Origin of the sequence: Bradyrhizobium genomosp. I (2014) (assembly GCF_000261685.1) — a bacterium.
In the GTDB taxonomy this organism is placed as follows: Bacteria; Pseudomonadota; Alphaproteobacteria; order Rhizobiales; family Xanthobacteraceae; genus Bradyrhizobium.
Genome location: NZ_AJQE01000222.1, coordinates 1 through 17235 on the forward strand (window position 1 = coordinate 1; position 17235 = coordinate 17235).

At 65.6% G+C, this 17235-nt stretch carries 16 protein-coding genes; 6 read left to right on the forward strand and 10 right to left on the reverse strand.

Annotated elements, in window-relative coordinates; translation table 11 throughout:
• Positions 1–1728, forward strand: a 1728-nt coding sequence (ppc, locus tag IC50_RS21310) for a phosphoenolpyruvate carboxylase (protein WP_035709238.1), incomplete at its 5' end; no start/stop codon positions are given.
• 99 nt (positions 1729–1827) lie between these two features.
• On the opposite strand, the gene IC50_RS21315 is transcribed toward ppc, so the two are convergent.
• The 4 genes from IC50_RS21315 to IC50_RS21330 form a co-directional block, all read right to left on the reverse strand.
• Complete coding sequence (locus tag IC50_RS21315; protein WP_035709240.1) at positions 1828–2946, reverse strand: SMP-30/gluconolactonase/LRE family protein; 1119 nt, start codon at positions 2944–2946, stop codon at positions 1828–1830.
• A gap of 116 nt (positions 2947–3062) precedes the next feature.
• The gene (locus tag IC50_RS21320; RefSeq protein ID WP_035709243.1) at positions 3063–3977 is read right to left on the reverse strand and encodes an SDR family NAD(P)-dependent oxidoreductase; all 915 of its coding nucleotides are present in this window, start codon (positions 3975–3977) and stop codon (positions 3063–3065) included.
• A gap of 141 nt (positions 3978–4118) precedes the next feature.
• Positions 4119–5258 (reverse strand): thiolase C-terminal domain-containing protein, encoded by a 1140-nt coding sequence (locus tag IC50_RS21325; RefSeq protein ID WP_035709246.1) that lies wholly within the window; start codon positions 5256–5258, stop codon positions 4119–4121.
• 3 nt (positions 5259–5261) lie between these two features.
• Positions 5262–5675: a Zn-ribbon domain-containing OB-fold protein gene (locus IC50_RS21330; RefSeq protein WP_015687523.1), complete on the reverse strand. Its 414-nt coding sequence runs from the start codon at positions 5673–5675 to the stop codon at positions 5262–5264.
• Between the two features lie 177 nt (positions 5676–5852).
• On the opposite strand from IC50_RS21330, the gene IC50_RS21335 reads away from it, so the two are divergent.
• The 5 genes from IC50_RS21335 to IC50_RS21355 all read left to right on the forward strand — a co-directional run bounded on the left by IC50_RS21335 (position 5853) and on the right by IC50_RS21355 (position 10672).
• Positions 5853–7202 carry an amidase gene (locus tag IC50_RS21335; RefSeq protein WP_035709249.1) on the forward strand — a complete coding sequence of 450 codons (1350 nt, stop codon included), beginning with the start codon at positions 5853–5855 and terminating at the stop codon, positions 7200–7202.
• A complete protein-coding gene (locus tag IC50_RS21340) occupies positions 7195–7881 on the forward strand; it encodes a DUF2848 domain-containing protein (protein WP_035709252.1) in 687 nt (228 codons plus the stop codon). The genes IC50_RS21335 and IC50_RS21340 overlap by 8 nt, the downstream gene beginning before the upstream one ends.
• Positions 7882–7963: 82 nt before the next feature.
• Positions 7964–8710 carry a 2OG-Fe(II) oxygenase gene (locus IC50_RS21345; RefSeq protein ID WP_035709255.1) on the forward strand — a complete coding sequence of 249 codons (747 nt, stop codon included), beginning with the start codon at positions 7964–7966 and terminating at the stop codon, positions 8708–8710.
• Positions 8711–8719: 9 nt separating this feature from the next.
• Complete coding sequence (gene alkB, locus IC50_RS21350; RefSeq protein ID WP_035709258.1) at positions 8720–9373, forward strand: DNA oxidative demethylase AlkB; 654 nt, start codon at positions 8720–8722, stop codon at positions 9371–9373.
• 54 nt (positions 9374–9427) lie between these two features.
• Positions 9428–10672: an MFS transporter gene (locus IC50_RS21355; protein WP_035709261.1), complete on the forward strand. Its 1245-nt coding sequence runs from the start codon at positions 9428–9430 to the stop codon at positions 10670–10672.
• Here IC50_RS21355 and IC50_RS21360 read toward each other — a convergent pair.
• The 6 genes from IC50_RS21360 to hpaH form a co-directional block, all read right to left on the reverse strand.
• On the reverse strand, positions 10650–12278 hold the full coding sequence (locus IC50_RS21360; protein ID WP_035709264.1) for a thiamine pyrophosphate-dependent enzyme: 1629 nt from the start codon (positions 12276–12278) through the stop codon (positions 10650–10652). The genes IC50_RS21355 and IC50_RS21360 overlap by 23 nt on opposite strands.
• Before the next feature lie 26 nt (positions 12279–12304).
• Complete coding sequence (locus tag IC50_RS21365) at positions 12305–13174, reverse strand: fumarylacetoacetate hydrolase family protein (protein ID WP_035709267.1); 870 nt, start codon at positions 13172–13174, stop codon at positions 12305–12307.
• Positions 13175–13369: 195 nt separating this feature from the next.
• Positions 13370–14353, reverse strand: coding sequence for a 3,4-dihydroxyphenylacetate 2,3-dioxygenase (gene hpaD, locus IC50_RS21370; protein ID WP_035709269.1), 984 nt, complete (start codon positions 14351–14353; stop codon positions 13370–13372).
• A 111-nt stretch (positions 14354–14464) separates the two neighbouring features.
• Positions 14465–16003: a 5-carboxymethyl-2-hydroxymuconate semialdehyde dehydrogenase gene (hpaE, locus tag IC50_RS21375; protein ID WP_035709272.1), complete on the reverse strand. Its 1539-nt coding sequence runs from the start codon at positions 16001–16003 to the stop codon at positions 14465–14467.
• Positions 15996–16394 carry a 5-carboxymethyl-2-hydroxymuconate Delta-isomerase gene (locus IC50_RS21380; protein WP_035709274.1) on the reverse strand — a complete coding sequence of 133 codons (399 nt, stop codon included), beginning with the start codon at positions 16392–16394 and terminating at the stop codon, positions 15996–15998. Before IC50_RS21380 ends, hpaE begins: the two co-directional genes overlap by 8 nt.
• A gap of 31 nt (positions 16395–16425) precedes the next feature.
• On the reverse strand, positions 16426–17232 hold the full coding sequence (gene hpaH / locus IC50_RS21385) for a 2-oxo-hept-4-ene-1,7-dioate hydratase (protein ID WP_035709276.1): 807 nt from the start codon (positions 17230–17232) through the stop codon (positions 16426–16428).
• Positions 17233–17235: the final 3 nt, after the last annotated feature.

Consider the following 17235-nt stretch of genomic DNA (forward strand, 5'->3'; position numbering starts at 1 on the left):
CGGCTCACCGCCACGGCCGAAAAGCTCGAGGTCGAGATCACCCGGCGGCCGGTCGGCAAGGGCAAGCCCTATGAAGGCGTCAGGGAGCTGCTGGCCGATCTCGACGTGCTGCACCGTTCGCTGATCTCCAACAATGCCCGCGTCATCGCCCGCGGCCGGCTGCGGCTGCTCCGCCGCGCGGTGGACTGCTTCGGCTTCCATCTGGCGCGGCTCGACATCCGCCAGAACTCGGCCGTGCACGAGCGCACCATCGCCGAGCTGATGGATGCCGCCAATCCCGGCATGTCCTATCTCGCCCTCGGCGAGGAGGCGCGCATCTCGCTGCTCACCAACGAATTGCGCTCGACGCGCGCGCTGGTGTCGCCGTTCGTCAAGTACAGCGACGAGACCATGGGCGAGCTCAACGTCTTCCATGCCGCCGCGGAAGCGCATGCGAAGTTCGGCTCGGATGCCATCCCCCAATGCATCATCTCGATGTGCAAGGGCATGTCGGACATGCTCGAGGTCGCGGTGCTCCTGAAGGAGGTCGGCCTCGTCCATCCCTCCGGACGCAGCGCCATCAACATCGTGCCGCTGTTCGAGACCATCGAGGATCTGCAGGCTTCATCCGGCATCATGGATCGCATGCTGTCGCTGCACGATTACCGCCGGCTGGTCGACAGCCGCGGCAGCGTGCAGGAGGTCATGCTCGGCTATTCCGACAGCAACAAGGACGGCGGCTTCGTCACCTCGGGCTGGGAGCTCTACAAGGCCGAGATCGGCCTCGTCGACGTGTTCGAACGGCATCATGTGCGGTTGCGCCTGTTCCACGGTCGCGGCGGTTCGGTCGGCCGTGGCGGCGGTCCGAGCTATGACGCCATCATCGCCCAGCCCGGCGGCGCGGTGAACGGCCAGATCCGTATCACCGAGCAGGGCGAGATCATCTCGTCGAAATATTCCAACGCGGAAGTTGGCCGCAACAATCTGGAGATCCTCGCGGCGGCGACGCTCGAGGCAAGCCTGCTGCATCCGCGCCGGAGCGCGCCGCAACGCGAATACCTGGTCGCGATGGACGAGCTTTCCAATCTCGCTTTCAAGGCCTATCGCGGTCTCGTCTACGAGACCGACGGCTTCGTCGATTATTTCTGGGCTTCCACCGTCATCAACGAGATCGCGACCCTGAACATCGGCAGCCGCCCGGCCTCGCGCAAGAAGACCCGCGCGATCGAGGACCTTCGCGCCATCCCCTGGGTGTTCTCCTGGGCGCAATGCCGCCTGATGCTGCCGGGCTGGTATGGTTTCGGCAGCGCGGTCGAGCAGTGGATCGCGGAGCATCCCGACAAGGGCATGCCGTTCCTGAAAGAGCTCTATCAGGAATGGCCGTTCTTCCGCATGCTCCTGTCCAACATGGACATGGTGCTGGCGAAGAGCTCGATCGCGATCGCCTCGCGCTATGCCGAACTGGTGCCGGACGAAGCGTTGCGCGAGAAGATCTTCGGCCGCATCCGCCGCGAATGGCACGCCTCGATAGAGACGCTGCTCGACATCATGGGCCAGGACCGGTTGCTTCAGAGCAATCCGCTGCTGGAGCGCTCGGTGCGCCACCGCTTCCCCTATCTCGATCCGCTCAACCATGTGCAGGTCGAGCTCTTGAAGGAGCACCGCGCCCAGAACCCGGACGAGCAGGTGCTGCGCGGGATTCAGCTGACCATCAACGGCATCTCGGCGGGGTTGCGGAATACGGGGTAGCCCCACCCCGTCGTTCCGGGGCGATGCGAAGCATCGAACCCGGAACCTCGAGATTCCGGGTTCGGCTCTACGAGCCGCCCCGGAATGACGGCACCAATTTCAACAGAAATGCGCGCCTTGCGTCTCCACATAGACCGCATAGAGCGACTGGCTCGCGGTCATGAACAGGCGGTTGCGCTTCTTGCCGCCGAAGCAGACGTTGGCGCAGGTCTCGGGCAAGAGGATCTGCCCGATGCGCGCGCCGTCGCTGGCTGCGAACACCTGCACGCCGTCATAGCCGGGACCGACCCAGCCGGCACCGACCCAGATGTTGCCTTCAGTGTCGACGCGCAAGCCGTCGGGGAAGCCCGACTTGCCCTCGAGCTTCATGTCGATCAGCTTCTTGGGGTTGGACAGCTTCGCCCCGTCGATGTCGTAGGACCACACCACGTTCTCGGCCTGCGGGTAATGCGTGATGCCGGTGTCGCAGACATAGAGCTTCTTGTAGTCGTGGCTGAAGGCAATGCCGTTCGGCTTGAACGGCTCGTCGGCGACTTTCGCGAGCTGTCCGGTCTGGGTGTCCAGGCGATAGACGGCTTCCTTCTGGTGCGGCTGCAGCGAGCCGGTCTTGGCGAGCTTGCCTTCGTAGATGCTGATCGCACCATAACCGGGATCTGTGAACCAGATCGCCTTGTCGTTGGGGTGCACCACCATGTCGTTCGGGCCGTTGAGCGGCTTGCCGCCCGCCTGCTCGGCCAGAGTCGTCACCGAGCCGTCGTGCTCGTAGCGGACGAGGCGGGTGCGCTCGGCGGTGAGCTGGCGTCCCTCGGTGTCGAACGAGTTGCCGTTGGCCTCGTTCGACGGCTTGTGGAACTGCTCGGAGATGTGGCCGTCGTCGTCGAGATAACGGAGCTGCCGGTTGGCCGGGATATCGCTCCAGACGAGATATTGCCCCTGCGCATTCCACGCCGGCCCCTCGGCCCAGAGGCAGCCGGTGTAGAGCCGCTTGATCGCGGTGTTACCGACCTTGGCCTTGAAGCGCTTGGGATCGATGACGACGATGTCGGGGTCGGGATAGCGCTGCGGCTCGGCATTGGCGCCGAAGTCGCGGGCCTCAGTGCGCGAGGCGAGCAGAGCGGTCGCGGCGGCGGTTGCTGCTCCCTTGAGAAACGTGCGGCGGCCGAGGCCGCCGTGCCCACTTACAGTGATGTCGTTGGAGTTGGTCAGCATTCTTGTCATGGTTTCCTCCCAAAGATTGTTGGGAGGAGCACCATTCGCCCGCAATCGGGCATAAAGCGGAGCAATCTCCGGCCGAGACAACCGGAGATCGCAGGGCAGGGATGCCGGAAATGCGGCTAGACGGGATCCCAGGTGAAGATGTCGGCCGAGCGGTCGAGCTTGTAGAACGAGCCCTTCAGCGCCGGCATGCCGTGTTCGGCGATCGATTGCGGCGTCCAGCCTTCGCTCCGCTGCACCGAGCGGATCGGGCGGTTCTGGCTGAACAGGAAGATCTCGTTCATGCGCACGCCGAAGATCTGCCCGGTGACGTCCTTGGCGGAATCGCCGAGCAGATATCCGCACAGCGGGGCGATCTTCTCCGGCCCCATCTGCTTGATCTTCTCGACCCGCGCCTTCTCCGCCTCGGTCTCGGTCGGGATGGTCCCGATCATGCGCGTCCAGGCGAACGGCGAGACGCAGTTGGAGCGGACGTTGAAGCGGCCCATGTCGAGCGCGATCGACTTGGAGAGCCCGACGATGCCGAGCTTGGCGGCGGCATAGTTGGCCTGGCCGAAATTGCCGATCAGGCCCGAGGTCGAGGTGAAGTGCACGAAGGAGCCAGACTCCTGCTCGCGGAAGATGCGGGCGGCGGCGTGGCTGACATAGAACGAGCCCATCAGATGCACCTTGATGACGGCCTCGAACGCCTCCACGCTCATCTTGTGGAAGATCATGTCGCGCAGGATGCCGGCATTGTTGACGACGCCGTCGAGCCGGCCGAAATGATCGGTCGCGGTCTTCACGATCTTGCTCGCCGGGATCGCTTCCGCGACCGACTCGAAATTGGCGACCGCCGTGCCGCCGCGCTTCTTGATCTCCTCGACCACTTCCTCGGCCGGAGCCGCGTTCGAGCCGGCGCCGTCGGCGGCGCCGCCGGGATCGTTGACGACGACCTTGGCGCCTTCGCCCGCGCAGAGCAGCGCGATCTCGCGCCCGATGCCGCGGCCTGCGCCGGTGACGATGATGACCTTGTCCTGCAGTGATTTGCTCATGGGGGTGCCTCCTGTTGCCTTTGCCGCCGCGGCTAACTCAGCTCGTCATGCGCGGGCTTGACCCGCGCATCCATCTTCAGAAGAGGATGGATTGCCGGGTCAAGCCCGGCAATGACGAACATATGTCGTCCGCGCGCCGCCCTACCTCTCGTTCGTGAACACGATCGTGCCTGATGCCGCGAACATGCCGCCGACCCCGTGGCACACTGAAATCTTCGCGTTCGGCACCTGCGCCGGCGCAATCCCGCGCATCTGGCGCACGCTCTCCTGCAGCGCGTACATGCCGTACATGCCCGAATGCATGTAGGAGAGGCCGCCGCCATTGGTGTTGAGCGGAAGCTTGGCCCCGGGCCGCGTGTTGCCGTCCGCGATGAATTTTCCGGTCTCCTCATAGGACATGAAGCCGAGATCGCCGAGCCCGAACAGGGGCAGGTGCGCAAACGCATCGTAGATCATGAGATGGTCGACGTCCTTGTGCGCGATGCCGGCCTCCTTGAACGCCAGCGGCCCCGCGGTCTTGAACGCGCGCGAGGAGTTGAACGTCTCCATCTGGCTGACCATCGGCGTTTCCACGCTCTCCCCGGTGCCCATGATGTAGACGGGCTTCCTCGGAAAATCCCTGGCGCGGTCGGCCGAGGTCAGGATCAGCGCACCGCCGCCGTCGGTGACGAGGCAGCACTGCAGGAGGCGGAACGGATAGGCGATCATGCGCGAGTTGAGCACATCAGCGACCGTGATCGGGTCCTTCATCATCGCCCGCGGATTCTTCGCCGCCCATTCCCGCTGCACCACCGCCACCGAAGCAAGCTGCTCATGCGTGATGCCATAGGTCTTCATGAAGCGCAGCACGGGGATCGGGAACATGCTGGGCGGACCGTAGACGCCGTAGGGCGCCTCGAACTGGCCGTTGAGGCTGTCCGCCGGCGTCGAGCGCGGCAATTTGCCGATCATCGACTTGCCGCTCTCGGCATGAGTGATCAGCACGGTCTTGCACAGGCCGGCCTCGATCGCCGCCGCGGCATGGCGGACATGGAGCATGAACGAGCAGCCGCCGACCGAGGTGCCGTCCACCCAGGTCGGCTTGATGCCGAGATAGTGGCAGACCTGCTGCGGCGTCTCGACCGCGGTGGCAAAGCCGTCGATGTCGGAAAGCCTCAGGCCGGCATCTGCGATTGCATTGAGCGCCGCATCGGCGTGCAGCTGGAGCTGCGAGGCGTTGGGGATGACACCGAGCTCGGTGGTCTCGGCCGCGCCGACGACGGCAACCTGGTTCCTGCGCATGGCTTACCCCTTCGCCGGACGGAACACGGGGAGGGTGATCTTGTCGTCGAGCGCCTCGAAGGCGACCTCGAGCTTCATGTCGAGCTCGAGCGCTTCCGGGGTCTGCGGGCAGTCGATGATGTTGCTCATCATCCGCGGCCCCTCGTCGAGCTCGACCACGGCGATCGCATAAGGCGGCGTGAAGCCGGGCGCCGCGGGGCGATGGTTGATCACGTAGCTGTAGAGGAAGCCCTTGCCGCTCGCCTTGAAGATGCTGACCTTGCGCGAGGCGCAGGACGGGCAGAACGGGCGCGGCGGAAAGTAGACATGCGCGCAGGCGTCGCAGCGCTGCAGGCGCAATTCGCCCGCTTTCGTGCCATCCCAGAAATGCTGGGTCTCGGGCGTCGGTTTCGGTCGCGCGCGTTGCGGTTCGGCCATATTGGCGGCTCCTCCCAAGAGACGGGCTTCACGCCCGCCTGTTTCGATCTTGATGCGACAATCGGCTATCATGCGTCAACGGTCCAGCAATGCGCATGCATGCCATCATGCGCACAATGCTTGTGTCGAACCGAGGCCGCGCTATAGATTGCGGCGCCAATATTCCGTGAGACAGACATGCCCGATTTTCCGACACTGGCGAAGCTCGCCGAAGACCTCGAAAGCGGCCGCACCACTTCCCGCAAGCTGGTCGAGGCATGCATCGCCAGGATCGCCGATCCCGCCGGCGAGGGCGAGCGCGTCTTCATCCATGTCGACAAGGACGCCGCGCTGGCGGCGGCCGATGCAATGGACGGCTTGCGCAAGGTGAAGGCGGCGCCGTCGCGCTATGCCGGCATCCCGATCTCGATCAAGGACCTGTTCGACATCAAGGGCCAGGTGACGCGCGCCGGCTCGCGCGCGCTCGACGATTCGCCGCCTGCCGAGCAGGATGCCGCGACGGTGGCGCGGCTGCGCAGGGCCGGCTTCGTCGTGATCGGTCGCACCAACATGACCGAGTTCGCCTATTCGGGCATCGGCATCAATCCGCATTACGGCACGCCGAAAGGTGCCTGGAACCGGTCCGAAGGCCACGTGCCCGGGGGCTCGTCCTCGGGCGCGGCGGTGTCCGTGCTCGACGGCATGGCGCATGGCGCGCTCGGCACCGACACCGGCGGCTCCTGCCGGATTCCGGCGGCTTTCAACGGCATTGTCGGCTACAAGCCGACGCAGCGCCGCGTTCCGCTCGACGGCTCCGTGCCGCTCTCGTTCTCGCTCGATAGCATCGGCCCGTTGGCACGATCGGTCAGCTGCTGTGCCATACTCGATGCCGTGCTCGCGAGCGAGCCGATCGCCGCATTGAAGCCGCGGCCGATCCAGGGCATGCGGCTCGCGGTGCCCACCACGATCGCGCTCGACGACCTCGATGCGGACGTGGCCAGGACGTTCGAGCGTGCCTTGAAGACGCTTGCCGATCACGGCGCCATCATCGAGCGCATCGAGATGGCGGAATTCCACGACATCGGCCCGATGAACGCCAAGGGTGGCTTTGCCGCCTCCGAAAGCTACGCTTGGCACCGCTATCTCATCACCGCCAAGGGCGACGTCTATGATCCCAGGGTCGCCGTGCGCATCATGCGCGGCGAGGCGCAGAGCGCGGCCGATTACATCGATCTCCTCAACGAGCGTCGCTCGCTGATCGCCCGCGTCAATGCGCGTATCGCGCCCTATGACGCGCTGGTGCTGCCGACCACCGCCAACACGCCGCCGAAGATCGCCGATCTCGCCGACGACAAGGCGTTCACCTCCCAGAATTTGCGCGCGCTGCGCAACTGCACCCTGATCAACATGATCGATGGCTGTGCCATTTCGATCCCTTCGCATCGTGCGGGCGACGTCCCGGTCGGCCTGATGCTGGCGGGCGCAGGCGGCTCGGACCGTCGCATCTTCGAACTTGCTGCCGGCATGGAGGCCTTCATTCGTGTTTGACCTCACTTTCACCATCGACGCCCAGGACACCACCACGCCGCTGACGCTGGCGATCGACCAGATGGTCATCGCCGGCTGGACCGGCCGCGACACGATCGCGCGCGACAAGCACATCGCCGAGCTGCAGGAGATGGGCATCGCCCCGCCGGCCTCGACGCCGATCTACTATCGCGGCTCGGCGCGGCGCCTGACCCAGGAAGACCGCATCGAATGCACCGGTGGAGATTCGTCCGGTGAGGTCGAGTTCGTGCTGATCGGCTGGCAGGGCCGCATTTTCGTCGGCTGCGGCTCGGATCATACCGACCGCAAGGTCGAGGCCTACAACGTCACGGTCTCCAAGCAGATGTGCGACAAGCCGATCGCTTCGACGCTGTGGGAGCTCGAGGACGTCATCGGCCACTGGGACAGGATGATTTTGCGCTCCTACGCCACCATCAAGGGCGAGCGCGTGCTCTACCAGGAAGGCACGCTCGACGCGATGCTGCCGGTCACCGAGCTCATCGCGCGCGGCTTTGACGGTGGCAAGTTCCCCGACGGCTGCGCCATGTTCGGCGGCACGTTCGCCGCCAAGGGTGGCATCCGCCCGGCGGAGCGCTTCGACTTCGAGCTCGAGGATCCCGTGCTGAAGCGCAGGATCAGGCATGGATACGACGTGCTGACGCTGCCGGTAAGAGGCTGAGCTCTCTCCGCTCCCAATGACGAGGAGATAGTCATCGGAAATCGGGTGGCGGGGCGGACGTCGGACTGCAAAGGTGATTGCTATGACAATGACCGCGCGAAAGTCAGCCCAATCCGCCGTTCCCGACCTCACAGCTCATGTCGATACCCTCGACTGGCCACAAATCACCGCCGAGCTCGACAGCCACGGCTGCGCCATCCTCAAGGGCCTGCTGACGCCAGACCAGTGCCGCGCCATCGCCGCGCTCTATTCGGACGATGCGCAATTCCGCAGCCGCATCGTCATGGGCCGCCACGGCTTCGGCCGCGGCGAGTACAAGTATTTCGCCTATCCGCTGCCCGATTTGATCGGACAGCTCCGCCCGGCGCTGTACGCGCATCTTCAAGACGTCGCCAATCGCTGGAACGAGGCGATGGGGATAGATATCCGCTATCCCACAGCGCATGCGGCGTTCCTGAAGCGCTGCCACGAGGCGGGGCAGGCGCGGCCGACACCGCTGCTGCTGCAATACGAGGCCGGCGACTACAATTGCCTGCACCAGGACCTCTACGGCGAGCACGTGTTCCCGCTCCAGGTCGCGATCCTCTTGTCCGAGCCCGGCCGCGATTTCACCGGCGGCGAGTTCGTGCTGACCGAGCAGCGCCCGCGCATGCAGTCCCGCGCCGAGGTGGTGCCGCTCGCGCAGGGCGATGCGGTCGCCTTCGCTGTGCATCACCGCCCGGTGCAGGGGACACGCGGCACCTACCGCGTTAATCTGCGCCATGGCGTCAGCCGGATCAGGTCCGGCCAACGCCACACCCTGGGCGTGATCTTTCACGACGCGAAATGAGCGGAGCCATTGACGGCTGATTTGTTCGATAGTGTTGCTGAAGCACAGCCGTCGCGCGAGGAGATCGCGGACGGCGCCGTGCTGCTGCGCGGATTCGTCCGGGCCATCGAAAGCGAGCTGATCGAGGCGGTGCGCGCCATCGTGGCGCGATCGCCGTTCCGCCGCATGACCACGCCCGGCGGCCATCTGATGTCGGTGGCGATGACCAATTGCGGCGAGCGCGGCTGGATCACCGATCACACCGGCTATCGCTATGACCCCATCGATCCGCGCACCGGTGCACCATGGCCGGCGATGCCGCCGGTGTTTTGCGATCTCGCCCGCCGCGCGGCGGAGCAGGGTGGTTTTACAGGCTTTGCGCCCGATGCCTGCCTCGTTAACCGCTACGAGCCCGGCACGCGGCTGTCGCTGCACCAGGATAAGGACGAGCTGGACTATTCCGCGCCGATCGTCTCGGTGTCGCTCGGCCTGCCCGCGACCTTCCTGTTTGGCGGCATGGCGCGCAGCGACAGGCCGCGGCGTTTCCGGCTGGTGCATGGCGACGTCGTCGTCTGGGGCGGGCCTAGCAGGCTCGCCTATCACGGCGTGGCGCCGCTTGCCGATGGCGAGCACGCGCTGCTCGGACGGCGGCGCATCAACCTGACCTTCCGCAAGGTGGTCTGAGGCATTCCCAAGAGGCATCGCAGTCGTCTAAGATTCTGGGAAGGGGGCGACGACATGACGACTGCACAGATATCGACCGGCGCGCACACGAGCGCATCGCACACGGGGCTCTATTTGGCCGTTCTGCAACTCGTGTTCACGTTGGGCTGGACGACCTATGTCATCTACCTGCCGAAGCTCGCGGCGGACGTCGGCCTTGCGCCGGCGGCCGTGATTCTTGTCCTGATGCTGGACCAGGCGATCTTCACCATCGCCGATACCGCGATGGGGATCGCGGCCGACAAGCTCATGCCCGTCGTCGGCAGGCTCGGCCTGTTCGTCGGTGTGCTGGCGGCGATCTCTTGTGCCGCCTTCGTCGCGCTGCCCTTCGTGGCCGGCATCGGTGCCGGCGCGCAGGTCTGGTTCATCGTGCTGATCGTGGTCTGGTCAATCACGTCGTCGGCCCTGCGTGCACCCCCGCTCACCCTGCTCGGCAAATACCGTGCTCGGCCGCAGGTGCCGTTCCTCGCGGCGATGGCCATGCTGGGCTATGGCGTCGCCGGCGCCGTCTCGCCCTATCTCGGCGTCGTGCTGCGCGATCACGATGCGCGGCTGCCATTCGTGATATCGAGCGCGGTGCTGCTGCTGACGGCGCTGGGCCTGTCACGGATCGAGCATGACGTGGCGCGCGACACCGCGCGGCCGATGCCGGCCGAGGCGGCAAAGCCGCTGGGCCTCGTCCCGATCGCCTTCATCGTCGCGATGGTGGCTCTGGCGCTCGGCTACCAGCTGCACTTCGCCATGAACAGCGCACCGTTCTATCTGCGCTTCGCCAAGCCGGATGAGCTGCAATGGCTGATGCCGGTGTTCTGGATCGGTTTCAACATCGCGATGTTTCCGGCGAGCCTTGTCGTCAAGCACCGGGGCGGCCTGATCGTGCTGGGCGCCGCCGGACTGTTCGGTGCGGTGGCGATTGTCGTGGCGGAGCTTGCCGGCAGCCTCAATACGCTGATCGTCGCCCAATTCCTCGCCGGCGCTGCGTGGGGATGCATGCTGATGAGCGCGGTGTCGGCCGCGCTCGCGATCGGCTCGACTGGGGCGGAAGGAAAGGTCACCGGCCTTGTCTTCTCGGCGCTGGCCCTCGGCACCTTCGCGCGGATGGCGGCGGTCGCGGGCGGCCTGCAGAAGATGCCGGACTACGCGCCGCTGCTGCACTGGGCGCCGGTCGCCTGCTGGTCGGTCGCAGGCGCGGGCCTGCTGGTGATCGCGGCTGCGCGGCTACAGGGCGGTGTCGAGCTCAAGGCTTCGGCGGGTGGATGAACGCCCAGGGGCTCACTTCCGAATCCCTGGGCACCTCGACCGAGACCAGATATGGCCCGCCATAGGCCAGCGCCTTCTCCAGCACCGCCTTGAACTGCTCCGGCGCGGTGACGCGCGCGGCCGCAACACCGAAGGATTCCGCAAGCCTGACGAAATCCGGATTGACGAGATCGGACGCCACCACGCGGCCGTCGAAATGCTGGCGCTGGTCGCGGCGGACATTGCCGTAGGCGTTGTTGTTGAACACCAGCGTTACCACGCCGATGTTGAACTGCACGGCCGTCGACAGCTCCTGCACGCCGAACATGAAGCCGCCGTCGCCGGTGATGGCGACCACGGGCTTGTCGGGGTTCGCCACCTTGGCGCCTAAGGCGGTTGGAAAGCCCGAGCCGAGCGTACCCTGGTAGCCCGAGGTGATGAAGGTGCGCGGCTCGTAGACCGGGAAGCCGTACCAGGAGGCGAAGCCGACCTGCGACAATTCATCCGTCACGATCGCATTCGCCGGCAGCACCTCGCGCAGGATGTTGAGATAGGCCATCTGCGGCTGGACGCGCTGGATCTCCGCTTGCGCCGCCGCGGTGGCCTCGCGGATGTCTCCGCGCCGGCCACGGGACCTCGCGTAGCCGACCTTCTTCACGGCCGCGACGAGATCGGCCGTGCCGGCTTTGGCATCGGCGACAATGGCCGCATCGGAGATGATCCGGCGCATCTCGGCCGGGTCGATATCGATCCGAATGGATCTCAGCCCCTTGGGCTGATAGGGCCAGCGAAAGCCCGAGGCCGGCAGCTCCGCGCGGGTGCCGATTGCGATCATCAAGTCGGTTGTCGGCCACAGTCTGTAGGCCGCCGCCATGGTCAGGCCGAGCTCATGCGCGTTGGAGACGATGCCGCGGCCGCTGCGGAAGGCAACGACGGGCGCATCGATCATCTCGGCGAGTTCGAGGATCTCCTCGCCCGCTTCGATGGCGCCGCTGCCGACGAAGATCATCGGCGCCTTGCTCGCCTTGATCAGCGCGGCCGCCCGCTTGATCAGGTCCGGATCCGGCTGCGGCGCGGGAAGCGGCCCCAGCACTTGAGCAGCCATCGTATCGGCGCGCTGCGTGAAGACGTCCCAGGGCATCTCGACCGAGGCGGGGCCGCGCCGTCCCGACATCATCTCCTGGAAGGCGCGCGCCACGACCGTCGGCGCGTTGCCGGGATATTCGATTCTATCAGCCCATTTCACATAGGTGCGCAAGGTCGCGAGCTGGTCCGGCATCTCGTGCAGATGGCCGCGGCCCTTGCCGAGAAACTGCGTCGGCACCTGCCCGGTGACGCACAGCACCGGCTCGTTGCAGCCGAACGCAGTGAGCAGAGCGGCGCTGGCATTGAGCACGCCCGGGCCGGGCACCACGCTGAAAACGCCGGGCCGGCCGCTGGAGCGCGCATAGCCGAAGGCCATGTAGCCGCAGGCCTGCTCGTGCCGCGCGCCGATCACCTTGAGCTGCGTCTGATGGAAGGCGTCGAACAGGCCGTAGACCTGCGCGCCGGGCAGGCCGAACACGGTGTCGACGCCGTGAGCAACAAGCCCGCTTACGATCGCTTCGCCGCCGGTGAGGGTGGTCATTCTGGCTGTTCCACTTCGATGATTGTTCAGGCTTCGTCGACGACGCCGTTGCGCAGGCGTCCGACGCCCTCGGCCGCGACCTCGACGACGTCGCCGGGCTTCAGGTATCGCGGTGGATCGAACCGCGCACCCGCGCCGGTCGGCGTGCCCGTCACGATGATATCGCCGGGGACGAGGGTTGCGAAGGTCGAGATATAGTTCAGGAGATAGCGGATCGGAAACATCAGCCGGCTGGTGCGATCGTCCTGCCTGAGTTCGCCGTTGACATGCGTGGTGAGACGAATGTCGGCGATCTGTGATTCAGATGTGTAAGGGACGAGCCACGGGCCGAGGCTGCCGCTGGAGTCGAAGTTCTTGCCCTGGGTGACGTTGAACTTGGCGTGGCGCAGCCAGTCGCGTACCGAGCCCTCGTTGCAGAGCGTCAGCGCGGCAATGTGGTCGAGCGCGGCGCTCTCGGGAATGTGCCGGCCTTGCTTGCCGACCACCAGCACGATCTCGCCCTCATAGTCGAGCTGCACGGACGCGCGCGGGCGCACCAGTGGCGTGTCGTGGCCGACGAAGGAGCGGGGCGAGCGCATGAACATGCTCGGATATTTCGGCGCATCCTGGCCGTCCTTGTACTCGGCATTGCGGTCGGGATAGTTGACGCCGATGCAGATGATCTTTTCCGGCGCGGGCACCGGCGGCAGCCAGGTGATCTCGCTGAGCGCGTGGTCCGGCGTGCGGCCGGCGGCCTCTTCGGCGAAGCTCACGAGCTTGCCTGCGGCGATCACCTCGCGCAGCGTCGGATAGTCCTTGCCGTAACGTGCGGAGAGATCGACGAGGCCGCCGTCCACGACGGCGCCGTAGCGGGTTGCACCTTTGACGGAATAGGTGGCGAGGCGAGGCAGCTTCATCGGCAATCTATCTCTCTTGTCGTCCCTGCGAAAGCAGGGACCCATACCGCGTGATCTATCGATAGCGCGCGATGGCAATCCCGAACGACCAAACTTCGCCAAACTCCTCCCTGTGGTTATGGGTCCCTGCTCCCCGTGCGCAATTGCGCACTAGGCAGGGACGACGGGGGAGAGAGGCTGTGCCTGTCACCGGCATCAGTCCGCCACCAGCACGTCGGCGACGAATTTCGGCTCGCGCACGGCCTGGCCCGTGAACGGCGAGCCCTGCTCGAACCAGGAGCGCGGGGCAGGCGCGCCCCACAGCGTCTGGCGGCGCGGATCGCGCAGCGACCAGCGCAGCGGTTCGTGGTCGTGATCCCCCGTGAAGTAGTCGCTGGTGTAGAGCTCGAGGCGGTGTCCGTCAGGATCGCGCACATAGAGGAAGAACGCGTTCGAGATGCCGTGGCGTCCGGGGCCGCGCTCGATGTTCTTGACGTATCCCTGCGCGGCCATGACGTCGCAGAGATGGATGATGTTCATCGCGGTCGGCGTCCAGTAGGCGAAATGGTGCAGGCGCGGACCCTTGCCGTTGGTGATGGCGAAATCATGGACGTTGCCCTTGCGATGCATCCAGGCCGCGGCGATGCGCCCGTTCGGGCCATCCTCCTCGGCATATTCGGTGAGACGGAATCCGAGCCGGGCGTAGAATTCCATCGTGTCTTGCACTTCGGCGGCGAAGACGTTGAAATGATCGAGCCGTTGCGGATGGCAGCCCCTGTAGAGGTCGTAGCGGCGCAGCAAATGCGGCCGCCGGTCCATCGAGGCATAGAGCTCGATCTGGAAGCCGAAGGGATCGGTGAATTGCAGCGTGCGGCCCTGGAAGCGCTGGTCGACGAAGGTGTACGCCAGGCCGTTCTCGGAGAGAAAGGCGGCGGCCTTGTCGAGATCCTTGTCATTGCCGACCTTGAAGCCGAGCCGCGCGCAGGCCGGCGCTGCCGCCTTGCGCAGGACGAGCGAATGATGCTGGTGCTCTTCCGCCGCGCGCAGGTAAACGACCTCGTCGTCGGCGTCCTCGACATGCAGGCCGACGGTGGTCTCGTAGAAGTCGCGGCTCAGCTTCAGGTCAGTCACGTCGAGCACGACATGGCTGGAGCGGATGATGTTGAACGGCGGCTCGAAGACGTGTTGCGGTACGGGCATTGGCGTTTCCCCTCGTTAGGCCCCGTCATTCCGGGGCGGTCCGGAGGACCGAACCCGGAATCTCGAGGTTCCGGGTCCGATGCTTCGCATCGTCCCGGAACGACGACGGTGCTAAATTCCCAGCTTCTGAATCTTGTGCGTGCCCCGCGCCAGCGAGACGTGCTTGGTCTCCATGTAGAAGTCGAACGAATAATCGCCGCCGTCGCGGCCGATGCCCGAGGCTTTCATGCCGCCGAATGGCGTCGGCAGGTGGCGGACGTTTTCCGAATTGAGCCAGATCATGCCGGCCTCCAGTGCGTCCGCCACACGGAGCGCCCGTCCCATGTCGTTGGTCCAGACATAGCCGGTGAGGCCATAGCGGATGTCGTTGGCGATCTCGATCGCGTCCGCCTCATCCCGGAACGGCAGCACCGTGAGGAAGGGGCCGAACACCTCTTCCTGCGCCACGCGCATCTTGCCGTGCGCGCCGGTGACCAGCGTCGGCTCGACATAATGTCCGCCGCCCGGGCCGTCATAGGCCTTGCCGCCGACCGCGATGGTCGCGCCGTCCTGACGCGCGACGTCGAAATAGGAGCAGACCTTGGCGAGATGCCGCTCGTGGATCAGCGGCCCGATCTCGGTTGAGGGATCGAGGGGATGGCCGACCTTCAGCGCCTTCACGCGCGCCGTCAGCTTCTCCACGAATGTCTCGGCGATGCTGGCCTGGATCAGCAGGCGGCTCGACGAGGTGCAGCGCTCGCCGTTGAGCGAGTAGATCATGAACACGACGGCATCGAGCGCGCGGTCGAGATCGGCATCATCGAACACGATCACCGGGTTCTTGCCGCCGAGCTCGAAATGCACGCGCTTCAGCGTCGGCGCGCCCTGGATCATGATCGCCGAGCCGGTCGCGCTCTCGCCGACGAAGCCGATTGCCTTGATGGCGGGATGCTCGGTCAGCGCCTTGCCGGCCTCTTCGCCGAGGCCGTGGACGGTGTTGAGCACGCCATCGGGAACGCCGGCTTCCTTGACGAGCTTCGCCAGAATGGAAGCCGTCACCGGCGACCATTCCGCCGGCTTGTGCACGACGGTGCAGCCCGCGGCAAGGGCAGGGGCGATCTTCCAGGTCGAGAGCATGAACGGCGTATTCCAGGGCGTGATCACGCCGACGGGACCGATCGGCACGCGCGTCGAGATGTTCCAGTGCTCGTCGCTCGGCGTGTTGAGGCCGTCCCGTGCCTCGGCGCATCTGTCGGCGAAGAAGCGGAAATTCTCGGCGGCGCGGATCGCGGCCTTGGCCATGAAGCGATAGGCCTGGCCGGTGTCGATGCATTCGAGCACGGCGATGTCCTCGGCATTGTCCTCGATCGCATCGGCGACGCGATGCAGCAGCTTGCGCCGCATCGCAGGCCCCATGTCGCGCCAGGACTTGAAGGCCAGCGCGGCGGCGGTTGCCGCAGCGTCGATATCCTCCGCATCGCCGCGCGCGACGCTGGCGAGCGTTGCGCCATCGACCGGCGACTTCGTCTCGAACGTTTCGCCCGAGATCGAGGCGACGACCTTGCCGTCGATCATGTGGCCGATGCCGTCGGCGCGCAGCGTCTTCAACAGCGGCGCGACGCGGTCGCGGTTGGCCTGGAACACGTCTGCTTTCGGCGCGGGCTTATCCATGGGCGGCCTCCGCTTTCAGGGCGTCGTGGATGTTGTTGCGCTTCCAGCTCACGTCCTTGTCGTTGATCTGCATGTCGAACGACAGAGCGAACTTGCCGGCGGCGAAGACGGGATCGAGATGTCTCGAGAGCGCCTGGAACACGTGCTCGCCGGCCTTCTGGCGCGTCTTGAGGTCGCGGCCCTCGCCGATGCGCAGCACCATGTCGAGAAAGCCGTAGTCCTGCCTGCTATCCGCGATCGCATAGTGCTCGCAGCGGATGGCGCGGACGCGGATGCCGCCGAGCGGGAAGATGCCGGTCTCGACCGCCGCCTTGCGCACGACCTCGCACACCGCTGCGATGTCGAGACGGCCATCGAGGTTGGCCGAATATTCGATCGTGAAATGCGGCATCGCGGTTTCACTCCCTGTCTTCTTGTTCGCCTTAAGCGAAGTAGCAGCTGACCGAGCCGTAGGCGCCATAATCGGCCTGAATTGTGTCGCCCTTGCGGGTCTCGATCGGACGGATGAAGGAGCCGGCGAGCACGATTTGGCCGGGCTCCAGCGCAAGGCCGAGCGGCGCGATCTTGTTGGCGAGCCAAGCCACCGCCGTGGCGGGATGATTGAGCACGCCGGCGGCAAGGCCTGTCTCTTCCAGCTGGCCGTTCTTGAAGCAGAGCGCGCCGATCCAGCGCAGGTCAGCATCCAGCGGACGGATCGGCCGTCCCCCGAGCACGATGCCGGCATTCGCCGCATTGTCGGCGATGGTGTCGAAGATCTTTCGGGTCGCCTTGGTCGCGGGGTCGACGCGCTCGATCCGCGTGTCCAGAATCTCCAGCGCCGGCACCACGAAGTCGGTGGCGTTGAGCACGTCGAACATCGTGCAGTCGGGGCCTGAGAGCCGCTTGCTCATGACGAAGGCGAGCTCGGCCTCGACGCGCGTGGCGATGAAGCGCTCTGTCGGAATGATCCCGCCGTCGGCAAAGAACATGTCGTCGAGCAGCACGCCGGAATCCGGCTCGTCGATGTCAAGCGCGCTCTGCATCGCCTTCGAGGTCAGGCCGATCTTGTGGCCTTTCACCACGCGTCCCTCGGCGATCTTGACGTCGATCCAGGCCTTCTGAATCGCGTAGGCGTCCGCGATGGTGATGTTCGGGAAGTCCTGCGAGAGCTGCCGGATCTGCGTGCAGGTCTTCTCCGCCTGGTGCAGACGCCTCGCGCAAGCCTGGATATCGTCGTTGGAAAGCGCCATCCG

Excerpts from the sequence above, each read along its gene's own strand:
- hpaE (WP_035709272.1), bottom strand. The coding sequence starts at position 16,003 with ATGGATAAGCCCGCGCCGAAAGCAGACGTGTTCCAGGCCAACCGCGAC.
- IC50_RS21330 (WP_015687523.1), bottom strand. The coding sequence starts at position 5,675 with ATGGCCGAACCGCAACGCGCGCGACCGAAACCGACGCCCGAGACCCAG.
- hpaD (WP_035709269.1), bottom strand. The coding sequence starts at position 14,353 with ATGCCCGTACCGCAACACGTCTTCGAGCCGCCGTTCAACATCATCCGC.
- IC50_RS21380 (WP_035709274.1), bottom strand. The coding sequence starts at position 16,394 with ATGCCGCATTTCACGATCGAATATTCGGCCAACCTCGATGGCCGTCTC.
- IC50_RS21335 (WP_035709249.1), top strand. The coding sequence starts at position 5,853 with ATGCCCGATTTTCCGACACTGGCGAAGCTCGCCGAAGACCTCGAAAGC.
- hpaH (WP_035709276.1), bottom strand. The coding sequence starts at position 17,232 with ATGGCGCTTTCCAACGACGATATCCAGGCTTGCGCGAGGCGTCTGCAC.
- IC50_RS21325 (WP_035709246.1), bottom strand. The coding sequence starts at position 5,258 with ATGCGCAGGAACCAGGTTGCCGTCGTCGGCGCGGCCGAGACCACCGAG.
- IC50_RS21360 (WP_035709264.1), bottom strand. The coding sequence starts at position 12,278 with ATGACCACCCTCACCGGCGGCGAAGCGATCGTAAGCGGGCTTGTTGCT.
- IC50_RS21315 (WP_035709240.1), bottom strand. The coding sequence starts at position 2,946 with ATGACAAGAATGCTGACCAACTCCAACGACATCACTGTAAGTGGGCAC.
- IC50_RS21320 (WP_035709243.1), bottom strand. The coding sequence starts at position 3,977 with ATGAGCAAATCACTGCAGGACAAGGTCATCATCGTCACCGGCGCAGGC.
- IC50_RS21345 (WP_035709255.1), top strand. The coding sequence starts at position 7,964 with ATGACAATGACCGCGCGAAAGTCAGCCCAATCCGCCGTTCCCGACCTC.
- IC50_RS21365 (WP_035709267.1), bottom strand. The coding sequence starts at position 13,174 with ATGAAGCTGCCTCGCCTCGCCACCTATTCCGTCAAAGGTGCAACCCGC.
- IC50_RS21355 (WP_035709261.1), top strand. The coding sequence starts at position 9,428 with ATGACGACTGCACAGATATCGACCGGCGCGCACACGAGCGCATCGCAC.